Annotated in this window: 7 protein-coding genes; 4 read left to right on the top strand and 3 right to left on the bottom strand. The window is 39.0% G+C overall.

Annotation, left to right across the window (positions count from 1 at the left end):
• Positions 1-6: 6 nt before the first annotated feature.
• Genes J3U54_RS05140 through mvk form a run of 3 tightly spaced genes read right to left on the bottom strand, consistent with a single transcriptional unit; the run spans position 7 to position 2,993 of the window.
• Positions 7-1,089: a phosphomevalonate kinase gene (locus tag J3U54_RS05140; protein WP_220233049.1), complete on the bottom strand. Its 1,083-nt coding sequence runs from the start codon at positions 1,087-1,089 to the stop codon at positions 7-9.
• Between the two features lie 36 nt (positions 1,090-1,125).
• Positions 1,126-2,085, bottom strand: a complete 960-nt coding sequence (mvaD, locus tag J3U54_RS05135) for a diphosphomevalonate decarboxylase (protein WP_267385331.1) — start codon at positions 2,083-2,085, stop codon at positions 1,126-1,128.
• Positions 2,085-2,993, bottom strand: a complete 909-nt coding sequence (gene mvk / locus J3U54_RS05130) for a mevalonate kinase (RefSeq protein WP_267385330.1) — start codon at positions 2,991-2,993, stop codon at positions 2,085-2,087. Before mvk ends, mvaD begins: the two co-directional genes overlap by 1 nt.
• Before the next feature lie 77 nt (positions 2,994-3,070).
• Between mvk and J3U54_RS05125 the strand changes: the two genes are divergently transcribed.
• From J3U54_RS05125 to J3U54_RS05110, 4 genes are read left to right on the top strand one after another with little or no spacing between them, the layout of a single operon-like run.
• Positions 3,071-6,544 carry a PD-(D/E)XK nuclease family protein gene (locus J3U54_RS05125; RefSeq protein WP_267385329.1) on the top strand — a complete coding sequence of 1,158 codons (3,474 nt, stop codon included), beginning with the start codon at positions 3,071-3,073 and terminating at the stop codon, positions 6,542-6,544.
• 2 nt (positions 6,545-6,546) lie between these two features.
• Positions 6,547-10,164, top strand: a complete 3,618-nt coding sequence (gene addA / locus J3U54_RS05120; protein ID WP_267385328.1) for a helicase-exonuclease AddAB subunit AddA — start codon at positions 6,547-6,549, stop codon at positions 10,162-10,164.
• 22 nt (positions 10,165-10,186) lie between these two features.
• Positions 10,187-12,976 (top strand): helicase C-terminal domain-containing protein, encoded by a 2,790-nt coding sequence (locus tag J3U54_RS05115; protein WP_267385327.1) that lies wholly within the window; start codon positions 10,187-10,189, stop codon positions 12,974-12,976.
• Positions 12,966-13,451, top strand: a complete 486-nt coding sequence (locus tag J3U54_RS05110; protein WP_267385326.1) for a hypothetical protein — start codon at positions 12,966-12,968, stop codon at positions 13,449-13,451. Before J3U54_RS05115 ends, J3U54_RS05110 begins: the two co-directional genes overlap by 11 nt.
• Positions 13,452-13,470: the final 19 nt, after the last annotated feature.

Genomic DNA, 13,470 nt, shown 5'->3' with positions numbered 1-13,470 from the left:
ACTCATTTACCGGGCTAACTTGACGGAATGAACGTGAAAATCAAGGGGCATAATCCCGTTTTGACGCCATTCTTCTTCAAGGGCCGCTATGTTGGTTTGCTCATCTGTAATGACGATCCCGCAATCACCGTTACCGGCACCAGAAGTTTTAGCAGCACCACCAAATGATTCAGCAATGTTAATTAATTTGGATAAGCGGGGAATTTCAATCGCAATTTGATTGATAGCAGCAAAGTGTTGCAACAATTTACGGTTTTCGCGGATCTGCTTTTTAATTAGGTCGATATCGTTTCTTTCAAACCCAACAATCATTTTTAAAACACATTTTCGTGAAAGCCTAATAAATTCCCGGTACTTTCCGTTCAGTGCCTCTTTGTTGGCATTAGTTTCATCAACTAAGCGGGAAGTGGAAGCAGGCTTTTGACTCCAACCAATCATTAAATTCATGCCGGTTGGCGGCGTTAACAACTGAATTTTTAGTCCTGGCCATGCTTCATCGACAACTTCAGACAGCGATTTATGTGCTAGTTCTTGTTTTAGCCAACTCTTATCAAAAGTCTGGTAGGCAAGCCAGCCACCATAAACACTGGCAGCAATATCGCCAGCCGAGCCATTACCCTGAACTGAATAATGAGAGATGGCTGACAATTTATAAACAAGTTCGTTACTGAAGGGTACGTTATAAAAGCGTAGGATTGCTTTTACAGTCGCTACCGTAACTGCCGCACTGGAGCCCAAGCCATACTTTTTACCATCAGCCGAATCAAGATCCGAATTGATATAAAGATCATAGACCTGCATCTCAATGTGCTTTTCAAGGCAAAATCGTTCAGTAAACGAAATAGCCGCCAAAATATATTCAAAAGGGTTATCACGATTGTCAATAACCATTTCGGCCCCATGCCTAACCCAGTGAATTGAATCTTGTGAATATTGTTTAGAATGGATTAACCCAGTAGATGACTTTGTTTTAGTAATTGAAACCCGGATAAATTGATTAACTGCGACTAAAATTGCGGGACAATCTTGTTCAAGTACCGCATATTCGCCAGCAATATATAACTTTCCGGGCGCTTGTTCTGTTATCAAAAGAATTTAATCTCCTAATCAATTAAATTACATTAATTAGTCCAAATATGATAGACCTGGACCAAAACTTGCATTTACTATCTTAACATTGTCAAATTGCGATACAAACTGATTAGTAATTTCTTTTACATTTTTTAAACGAGTAATAACTTTTACGTTGGGACCAGCATCAATCGTGTAATAACACTCAATCCCAGTTTCACGTAAATGCCTTACCAAGTTAATCGCTGCAATTGTTTGTGGCTCAAAATATGTAAAACCAGGCTGGGCGGTTAAGTTAATTGCGTGCATTTCGTTAGCGTTTAATTCTGCTAGTTGTCCCAGCGCAGTAAAATCATTATTTTGAATGGCCGTTATCATTTGGTCTAGCTCGGTCTGATTTCGCTGTAACCAAGGCTTAAAGAAGGGGGAACTGGTCGCTTGTTTCATCCCTTCCGTTGATGAAAGTTTTTTAGGTTTCGGATTTAATTCAATTGCCAAAAGCTGTAAGTCCATCTCGGGCTTTTCGTTTAAGGCGTAGGCATAAGAGGAAGTATCATCTTCACCTTTTTGCCACAAGACAAAGCCACCAAAAACTGACCGACACGCAGAGCCTGAACCCATTCTAGCAAGCCGGGATAATTCTTTGGGTTCTATTTCAAAGCCATAATGAGAGCAGAAAGCTCCGGCTAAAGCAGCAAAAGCCGATGAAGACGATGCCAGGCCAGCAGCCGTTGGAACATGATTGGTTGATCTAACGGCTAAATTACCACTAACACCAAACTTGTCCTGCAAAAATTTAAGATAAGTGAAAACACGCTGCGAACTTTGACCGATTTGTTCAATCCCGTTTAAGTAAAAATGATTAAGATCGCTTTCGGTAATTTTAGTATCAGTATAAAAACGATCCAACGTCATAGAAAGGCTTGACATTAAAGGTAGTCGCAAACGTTCGTCTTTTTTCCCCCAATATTTAATTAGTGCAATATTGGCGTGTGCTCGTACAGTTTTTCCCATTAAATCTCCTCAATCCAACTATTAACAGCAATTTTTTGACTATGATCTGCTATTGCTTGCGCTACCGCATGATTCTTGCAAAGAGCAATTACAATGCCGCCAAGACCGCTGCCTGAAAGCTTAAAGCCGAGCGCTTGGTGCGCAAGTGCAATTTTTTGTAATTGGTCGATTTTAGCCGTTGATAAGCCAAAAGAACACAGAATTTCTTGTGCTTCATTAAAGTAAGTACCAATTTGACCAGCATCATGATTAAGCCAAGACGTCTTAGTCCTATCGGCCAATTTTCCCAGTCGCTTTAACTTATCTGCTGCTTGTGGTGAAGCTTTTATTTGATCATGAACTTGCATAACAGCTTCTTTGGTACTGCCTAATTCTCCTGTATCCATAATTAATAAAGTAGCGCCCAGTTTTGCTTTTAAAACACGTGGACCATCTTTTTGATTAAAAAAAACGAGGTAGTTGGAATTAACTGTAGCCGCATCTAAACCTGAGGCTTTACCATGATTAATCATTTCCGCATGATTGGTAATAGCCAAAATTTGCTCTTCGGTCAGATTAAGCTTGAAATAATCGTCCATTGCCCGAGTAGTTGCCAGGGCAACGGTGGCACTAGAACCCAATCCGCGCTCAATTGGAATTTGCCCAGTATATGATATTTTCAGTTGCTCTGTACTGGCAGCTAACTCCAACATTTTTTTAACAACATATTTTAAGCCGTTATATTCATTTGGAGCCATAAAAAAAGGCCCTTGATAACGCTCAGTGTCCATCCACATCTCGGGGGCCGGTTCAACAGTTGTTTTGATATGAAGCGAATTAATTGGCATTGCTAACGCATCATAGCCATATACAACCGAATGTTCCCCGATTAAAATTACTTTGCCATGGGCCAAATAACTAGATTTCATTTTGCTTAAGATCCTTACTGTTTGTGAATTTTTTTTACTCCTTATGCTAAAATAAATAGCAAAGGAGAAGAGAACAGATGATCAAGATTTTAGTCGGTCGGCAGACAGATTCTTTACAAGAAAAAGTCCTGCAAGCTGCAGTTGATAACTACCAACGCTTTCCAGAACACGAAACTTTTATTATCGTTCCTAATCATATTAAGTTTACCACAGAAGTCAGAGCAATAAACAGATTAGCCGTTAGCAAGGGCAACGTTGAGCAATCGGTTAAAAATTTGCAGGTTTTATCATTTTCACGACTTGCTTGGTTTTTCCTCAAAGATGCCGAACAGGGTTTGCCAACACAACTTGATAATGCCGCGGCTGCCATGATTTTAGCCAAGATTATTGAGCAAAAACGTGACCAGCTTCATCTTTTTAAAACGGTTAGCGTCAGTCCCGGTTTAGTTAAACAACTTTATGATACGATTTTGCAGGTTAGGGAAGGGAACCTTGATCTTGATGAAATCGACGAAGATTCTCTTGACTTAGAAACGAAAAATAAGATTGCAGACCTTAAAATCATTTACGAGGCATTTACCAGTACAATTGCTACTAAGTTTTCGACTTCAAATGAGGTACAATTGCAGCTGAATGAGTATCTTGCTAGCGGAATTGATTTAAGCAAGACCGATTTTTATTTTAGTGATTTTTCTCATTTTTCACTGCAGGAATGTCTGACGGTCAAATTGTTAATGATGCATGCTCATAGCGTTACCTTAGCTTTTAAAACCAAAATTGGCGACATTAACCCTGATTTTGCGCAAGGTGATTACGATTATGTAATTCAGAGAACAATTAATCAATTACTGAATTATTTGAAACAGCACGATCTGTCTTATGAAGTAGAAAAAACTCCTATTTCGCCCCAGCCCACTAAGCGGGAATTGCTCAATGAGTTCTGGACGGGTACTGCTTATGATGTGGGTAAACTTGACCAGGTGCAATTAGTTCGAGCAGATAACCGGTATGCCGAGGCCTATTATGTTGCCCATACAATTTACCAACAAGTGGCCCTAAAAAACTACCGTTACCGCGATTTCTTGGTCTTAGCACCCAATCTACATGAATACGAAACATACCTGATTCCGATTTTACGGCAGAATCATGTCCCATTTTTTGATGACTTACAGCAAGAAATGAAATATCATCCGTTAGTTATTTTAATTGAAAATATTGCGCAGCTTTTGGCACGGCCGTTTCAAAGCCAAAATATGCTGGCAATTATGAAAACCCATCTAATTATTCCGGACTGGTACCAAGAAGAATCAGCTTATATTCATGACGTCGATGAGCTGGAAAATTTTGTTTTAGCGCACGGAATTAACCATAATTTATGGAAACGTGATTTTACGGACTATGTTGCTTCTGAAGTGATCAGGCTAGACAAAGTTCCTGATGAAGTGGCTAAAATAAGCAAATTAAAAGACTTTTTTGTGAAAAAGCTTGAACGATTATTAACTAAACTTAAGCAGGAAGAGGACACGCAAAAAGCGATTACCACTTTCTTTAATTTTTTAACCAATAATAAAGTTAACCAAGTGCTTGAAAAATGGCGCGAAGATGCGCAAACCGCTGGTGACTTGCAGCAAGCACGCCAATCTGAACAAGTATGGGACTTGCTCATTACGTTATTACATGATTACTTACTGATTAATCCGACTGAATTTGATGTAGCCAGTTTTTTCAATGTTTTAACCAACGGCTTTAAAGAGGCTACTTTCTCCCAAATTCCTTCTACCTTGGACGCAGTTAATCTTTCTGAAACAGGTATTGTCCAAGTTAGCGGCTATAAGCAAGTTTTCATCATGGGCGCTACTAGCACTGGTTTGCCAGCCATTCAAACCACCCCAGGCTTTTTAAGCACTGAAAATCTAGAGAATTTAAGTACTGCCTTTGGCGAAGATTCTTATTTGGAAGATCACCAGCAATTAAGCAATCTTGATCAGAACTATCAGTTTGGTATTTGTTTAGCCTTGGCCAGTGACAAGGTTTACCTATCTTATTCGGTGGCCAATTCTGACAACGAAGCAGTTGAGCCTTCAATTTATTATGACCGGCTCAAACGCGCTGGTGCAATCGAATTCCAGCAACACAATTTACCGGAAAAATTCCAAGACCTTTTAAGTTTCCTGACCAATCCCCAGGCAAGTTTAGGTTACTTGACTTACTTAAAGCAGGCAAATAGCGAAATTGATGTTGATCAATTATTAAGATTAACAGCAGCAAAAATCCCAACTAAGACGGCAATGGTTCTAGAAGCCAGTCAATTTGACAACCAGCCAGCAGATATTGGTGCTGAGTTAGCCCAGGAATTGTACGGCCAGAATTTAAATTCATCCGTTTCACAATTGGAAACTTTTTATGAAAATTCTTACGAATACTTTTTAAATTACGGTTTGCATTTGCATAAACGCTTTGAAAATGAGTTTGATATTATTCAAGCTGGTAATTATTTTCACGAAACTTTCGACCGTTTGGTAAAAGAACTTAACCAAAAGCACTTAGATTTAGCCGATGTTGACGAAACTACTTTAAGTCAATTACTGGCTATTGCTAGAGCGAAAATGATGGCCGAAGCTAAGTATAAGCAGCTAGCCAATGATCCCTTTAACCAATTTTTATTTAAGTGTCTTGATCAAACTACCACCAAGGTTGTTTTCAACTGGCAAAAAGCAGTACAAAAAACGCCTTTACGGGCAAAATACTCTGAACTTAGTTTTGGCTTTGGCGAAAAAGTCCACGGCCTTGACCTGGTTGTTCCTAACTTGGCTGGCAAGCATTATGTTAATTTACGCGGTAAGATGGACCGAGTAGATTTGGCCCAAATTAGTGACAAGAATGAATACTTGGCGCAGGTGATTGATTACAAGTCTTCCGCAAAGAAATTTAATTTGGGTCTCTTTTACCAAGGTATTTCACTACAAATGGTTTCCTATCTCGATGTTTTACTGAAAAACCAACCCTTCTTTACGGGCAAAACACCACTTTATTTGCTTGGTGCGTTTTACCAAACAATTACGAGGCAAACTGAGCGGTTAAACGGTAAAGATTTGTACAATAGTCATTTAGAGTTAAAACAAGATAATCTGGATGGCAAAACCAGGTTAAAATACACCGGATTAATTAATTATGACCAAGCACTAGTTCTTGACGCTGACCCTGAGCTTGAAAAAAACAGTACCACCTCGGATTTGTATACCGGTGTTAATAGTAAAAAAGATGGCAGTCTCAGCTTTCGGGGTAATGCTTTTAAAGACGATGAAATTGAGCTTTTGCTGCAATATGATGAAGAGCTCATTAAGGACGCCGCAAGTCAAATTTTATCCGGTGAAATTAAACTCAATCCATATAAGTATGGCAAAGGTATTAACGCCTTAACTTATTCTGACTACCGTGATATTTTCTTTTTTGACGCAATGCTTAAGGAAAACAAGTATCACCAGGTAGGTAGTTTAAGTAAAAAAGAGTTATTAAGTAAAATTAAAGAGAAACTGGGAGAGGAGGAATAGTCATGGCAGATTTTACTCAAGCCCAAAATAAGGCGATTAGCGATCGCGGACACGACATCTTAGTTTCTGCTTCCGCTGGAAGTGGCAAAACCACTGTTTTGGTGCAGCGTTTGCTGCAAGAAATTCTTGCCGGAACTAGGGTAGACCAACTATTAGTAGTGACGTTTACTAAGGCAGCAGCCCAAGAAATGAAGGGGCGAATTAAACAAGTTTTGCAAACTGAGCTAGCCAAGACGACTGCCAAAACCTATCTCAGGCAGCAGCTTAACGCGGTTGACTCTGCCAATATTTCCACAATTGATGCCTTTTGCCTAGACGTCATTCATCGCTTTTACTACGTCATCGATCTTGATCCAAGCTTTAGCGTCTTGACCGATGAAACGCAAGCCGAATTGATGCGTGAACGAGCACTGCACGAAATTGAAAGCGAGTTTTTAGAGGCAAATGACGAGGACTTCATTAGCTTTTATAATAATTTTGCTGGCGACAGGGATGCAGAATCAGCGCAAAATCTTCTTTTAGATTTATACTCTTACGCAATGGCTAAACCTGATTATTCCAGTTGGTTAAAAGGCTTAGCTGCTAAATATGAAGTAGGGGAAAGCGTAATTACAACTAAGCTGTGGCAAAAGCAAATTAAACCTTATTTAACAAATACTTTTACTGAACTCAGCAATAAAATTGAGCAAATTGTTAACGACCCATTGATTGAAACCAAGGAACTAGCGAAGGTTAAGGAAAGTTTTACTATTTTCCACAAATGCTTAAACCGGTATCTTGAAGGACTAGTTAACGACGCTAATTACGACGACCAAAGGCAGTTATTGCGTAGTTGTCTTTTTACCGGAACCTTTCGTAAGTCAAAAAAATGGGATGAGGATCTACTAGCTTTTTACCAAAATTGTTATGACCGCAAAGCCGAAGCTGCTGAGCAAGTGTTTACTGCCTTCACGTCTTTTTACGCTACAGATGAACATGAGCAAATTGAGATCCTGAAACGTGGCCAAAAAATTATGACAGCGGTTGTAAAAGCAGAAAATGCCCTAATCAAACGTTTCGGGGAATTAAAGCGGGCAGAAAATTTGGTCGACTTCAGTGATATGGAGCAATTTGCTTACCAGATCCTAAGTCAAGACACATCTAACGCTGAAATGGCACGCTCCTTTTACCAAAATAAGTTCACTGAAATTTTAGTTGATGAATACCAGGATATTAATCCGTTGCAAGAAAAGATCTTACAACTAATTAAGAAGACCGGTCAAAATAACTTATTTATGGTAGGTGACGTCAAACAATCGATTTACGGTTTTAGGCAAGCCGAACCCACGCTTTTCTTGCATAAATACCAAGAGGCAGCGAAGAAAGAAAATACCGACCAAGAGCGAATCTTGCTTTCCGAAAACTTTCGTTCGACTAATCCCGTTCTCAAAATTGTTAACCAAGTGTTTAAAACCATCTTAACACCCGACTTTGGCGGCATTGATTACCAAAAAGAAGGACAGTTGGTTTTAGGGGCTAAATATTATCCGGCTGCACTTCCCGCTGCATGCGAAATCATTTATCATAACCAAGATGAAAAAGAGGGTTCATTAAATGAGGAGCAGGAGCAAGATATTGACTCAGCAGAAATAGCCATGGTTATTAATCGCATCAAGCAATTTCAAAATGAACACTTAGAAGTATATGACCCACAAACAGGTCAAAAGCGGCCTTTTAAATATAGTGATATTGCCATCTTGACTCGTAGCCGGAGTGAGAACCTTGCTATCATGCAGGAATTTGCGAAAAACGATCTGCCGTTAATGGTGACGGATGCCAAAAATTATTTTCAAACAATTGAATTGACCATCGTTATGAATTACTTGCGCATTATTGATAATCCTGATCAAGATATCCCTTTGGTAACTGTTCTGCGCTCTCCGCTGTTTAACTTTAGCGAACAAGATTTAGCCCAAATTCGGATTCATAGCAAAAATACTAATTTTTATGATGCTTTGACCTCTTACGTGGCAATTAACGACAGCCTCAGTCAAAAAATAAAGGATTTTTTAAACCAATTAGCTGAATTAAGACAATTTGCTACAAATCACCGGATTTCCGAATTAGTCTGGAGCATTTATGAGCGAACCAATTTGCTAGAAATCATGACGGCATTGCCCAATGGCAAACAGCGTCGGGTCAACTTAGAAGCACTGTATGAACGGGCAAGCTCATATGAAAGTGCGGGTTTTAAGGGACTTTACCAGTTTATTAACTTTATCGAAAGAATGCGCCGCAGCCAAAAAGATCTGGCACAGCCATTACTGGCTAAAGAAGCAGGTAATTCAGTGCGGCTAATGACTGTTCACGGGTCTAAGGGCCTGGAATTTCCAATTGTTTTTTATCTTGGGTTGCAGCACCGGTTTCAATTGCGTGATCTTAGTGGAAATTATATTATTAACGCAGATAATGTCGGATTGACTTTACGCCAAGAGCATTATCGCGCTGATTCACTGCTTAAATCATATGACAATGTTGCCAAGAAAAAACAATTACTCGAAGAAGAGGCTAGAATACTTTACGTTGGTATGACTAGAGCACGGCAAAAGTTAATTTTAGTGACTGACTTAAAGAATTTTCCCAAACTTACCCAGACCTGGAGTCAGCAGCTCACTCATGAGCATAAGTTACCCTTAAGCGATAAGATTGATGCTACCAGCGCAATGAGCTATATTGGTCCGGCCATTAACTTTACGCATCAGGTAGCTTTGCCGATGAGTGAGATCACCCCGGAACTAGATGAGCAAGAAGATTTACTCTTAATTCACTACCAGGATGAAACAATTGCACGGCCCAAAACCGTACAAGCAAAAACGGCCGCTACAGAGGATTTCACGCTTTTAAATCAAACAGCCAAAAAGCTCTATGATTTTGCTTATCCGTTTAAAGATGCTAGTCAGACGACCGCTTACCAATCTGTTTCAGAAATTAAAAAGGCCTTTAATGATCCGCTGGACAGTGAACTAGAGAATGCTCATTTGCTCTCATCAACCAATAGGTATTTACAGCCGATTGATACTAAGCCTAATTTTTTGTTTGCAACCAAGTTTACCGGTGCCGAAATCGGAACCGCGACACACCTGCTGTTACAATATTATGATTATCACGGCAAGGGTGACGACCAGCAGTTAGATGATGAAATTGCTTCTTTAGTTAAGCAAGATAAACTGAATCCCGCTATTGTACCGGATTTAAATAAAGAACAGATTAACTGGTTTGTTCATAGCGACTTTAGCCGTGAATTTTGGCAAAAGCCGGAGAACTTAAAACGTGAAATTGAATTTTCCAGTTTACTTTCGGCAAGTAGCTTATTTGACCATTTTAGTGATCCAAATGCTAAAATTTTAATTCACGGTACAATTGATGGTTACTTCATCCAAAATGATGGCATAATACTATTTGACTATAAAACTGATTATCTCGATCCTAATCATTTGGATTTAGCAATTAATCAGCTTAAGCAAAAATACACGGGGCAGTTACGACTTTATGAGCAGGCTTTAAATTCGTTTGCTAACAAAAAGGTAACGCACAAATACCTAGTTTTACTGGCAGCGCAAAAAATCGTCGAAATTAAGTAGAAAAGAAAGGAGGTCGAATTTAATGACATTATTTGCTAAGGAGACATTTGCAGTCGTGGATCTGGAAACAACCGGAACCCAGCGCGAAGAGGACAATCATATTATCCAGTTTGGCTGTGCCATCATCAAAAACATGAAGGTTGTTAAAACCTACTCTTTTATGATTAATCCCCACCGTGACATCCCTTTAGCAATTCAGAACCTTACGCATATTCATAATTCAGACGTAGCTCAGCAAAAGGACTTTTCTTATTATGCTCCAAAGATTATTGCTATCTTAAAGGATGCGGTCTTTGTGGCGCATAATGTAAATTTTGATTTGCCGTTTCTTAATTATGAACTAGTGCAGCATGGCTATGAGGCTTTAACCAATAGAGCAATCGATACAGTTGAACTGGCTAAGATTGCGTTTCCTACTTTACCGTCATATAAGCTGACAGATCTAACTAATCAGCTAAACATCCCACACCTAAATCCGCATAAAGCTGATTCAGATGCATACGGGACGGCTGTGTTACTGCTTAAGATTATCAACAAATTGGAAACATTGCCGCAAGCCACACTGAATACGTTAAGTTCTCTTGCGCATGGTCTTATCCGAGATACTTCCTGGATTTTTACCACAATTGCAGATGAGTTGCGGCTAACTAAAAGACCACTAGGTAAAAACTACGTGCAGGTCCGCAATATTATTTTGCAAAAACAACAGACTAAAATTCCAGAGCACAGTAATGGCTCAAATGCATCTTTTCCCCTCGGTAATAAAGCCAAGCATCAGCTATTTAAAGGAAAAATCAATTACCGGCAGCCGCAAGTTGATTTAATCAACCAAATTAATCAGTTCATCAAGAATCCTGATCAAAGGGCGTTATTGGTTGAAGCACCCAATGGTACTGGTAAAACTTTTTCCTACTTGTTTGCTTATTCCTATCATTTATATACGAGTCGAAAGCTTGTGGTGGCGACGCCAACTAAAGTTTTGCAAGATCAGATCATCACGCAAGAAATTCCCCAATTGCTTAAGGTCACTGACCTTGATTTAACTGCAGAAGTGGTGAAATCAAGTAGTCATTATCTCGATTTAGATGGCTTTTATCAGAGTCTGTACCAGGGAACTCCTAACAAAATGACGCTAGTCTTGCAAATGCGAATCTTGGTGTGGTTAACGGAGACTAAAACGGGAGATCTAGATGAATTACAGCTGACTAACTATAAGGCACCGTTGTTTGTTCAGATAGCTCATCCCGGGGATGCCCGGGTAGGTAGTAGTTTTGCTAAAGTCGATTTTTGGAATTTAGCGCGGCAAAAGCAAGAAGAAGCCGATATTTTAATTACTAACCACGCCTATTTGGCCAATCATTACAACGACACAATCTGGGGGCAAAATCCTTATTTGGTGATTGATGAAGCTCACCGTTTTGTCGATAACGTAATCAATTCGCGGAATGATTCATTTCAGTTTGAATCACTTTGGGGCGTACTCAATCATTTGCGCAATCTTTTGTTTTATGCCGAAGATAGCGTATTTAACCAGTATGGTAATGATGTTTCAGTCAACTTTTTTCTAGAAAAATTAGATCCGGCGATATTGGACTTGATTCACGTCATCAATCAGTTACAGAGAATATTATTTGCCCAAAACGACCAAGCGGTAAATAAAAATATCTTGCCAAATGGTAATCTGCTCTTAAGTTTTGAAGGTACGGATTTATTCGCTAGTGAGAGTCCATTTTTACCGAAACTTGGAGAGTTTCAACGCAAATTAGAAGACGTCCGGCAGCAGACTAATGCTATTTTATTTAAGCTGTATAATGAAACTGATAATTCGGGATTGGAGAGGGATGCTGTTTTAAGTGAGTTGACTGATCAAATTGATCGTCTTGATTTTTATATTACTAAAAGCTACCAGCTATCAGACATTCTTCATACCAAGGAAGTTTTAAGTCAGGAAGGATTTTTACTAACTTTAACCAATCCTCAGGATCCGTTAAGTGTTAATCTGAGCTGGATGACATTAGACGCTTCTAGTGAATTAAAACAAATTTACGCTCGTTTTGACCATCTTTGCTTTGTTAGTGCTACTTTAACAAATGACAATGATTTTTCCTTTACAATTAAACAGTTAGCTTTAACTGATTTACATCCGGAAAAATTTATTGGTAGCAGCACATTTAAACTTGATCAGCATTTGCAGGTTTTAGCCGTGAAAGACTTTCCTGCTATCGACACGCCGCAATATGATCAGCAGCTGGCTAACATTCTAGAAAATGATTTAAGTCAGAAAAACCATATTCTAGTTTTAATGACTAATTTGGATAAAATAAAAGAAGTCTTTAGTGCCATTTTAAATTCGCCTAATCTACGTGACTTTGAAATTTTAGCCCAAGGTGTATCCGGCTCCAATAACCGCATTACCAAAAGGTTCGCGATTGCGCAAAAGGCCATTTTAATCGGGGCCGATAGTTTCTGGGAAGGAATTGATTTTCATGAATGTCGGATTGATTTAGTTATTGCCGCTAAACTACCATTTGAATCCCCCGACCAGCCCGAAGTACGTTTACGTCAACGCCAATTGCAAAAAAAGGGCATTAATGTTTTCCAAAATGATACGATGCCACGGGCAATTATTCGGTTTAAGCAGGGCATGGGACGCCTAATTCGTGGCGAAAAAGATCATGGTCAGTTCTTAATTTTGGATTCACGGATTTGGAGCAAAGATTATGGTAAAGTATTTTTAAACGCAATACCTGTAACAACAAGAAAAATTTTGATAAAAGATTTACGGAATAAGTTGGATAATTATGATAATTGAAGACGACACAAAACAAACGCTTAAATTTATTGCTTGGCTAATTGCCATTATTGTTGTGCTCTATTTTTCATTTCTGCTTATTTTTTATAAAGCAAGCAGTCCCGTACGAAATGAAACACGTGAGCTTAATCAAATAGTCTTGCAAAAATCACCGATTAAAAAAATTGAGCGAAACTATCATTTAGATCGCGGTGTTAATAGTTACTCCGCTAAGGGCATTGCTAAAAACAGCCAAACCTTTTACTTCATTTATTTACCCGCCTCGAAGAAAGCCTTCCTTTTGTCTAGTAAAAAGGGCGTTAGCGAGACAGCAGTTAGAAATAAATACGGAACTAAGTATCCAGATGATAAAATTACTGCGGTTAACTTGGGTTGGTATCGTAACAAAGCGGTTTGGGAAGTAGCGGCTAAAAATAGCTCAGGTGACTACCATTACAAACTCTATGAATTTAAAAACGGAAATTTACTAGGTTAAGTCGCTTATTTAACAAAAC

Origin of the sequence: Lactobacillus sp. B4007 (genome assembly GCF_026535895.1) — a bacterium.
Taxonomy (GTDB): Bacteria; Bacillota; Bacilli; order Lactobacillales; family Lactobacillaceae; genus Lactobacillus; species Lactobacillus panisapium.
Note: the sequence above shows the minus strand (reverse complement) of the source record. Positions and strands in the feature narration are given on the sequence as shown.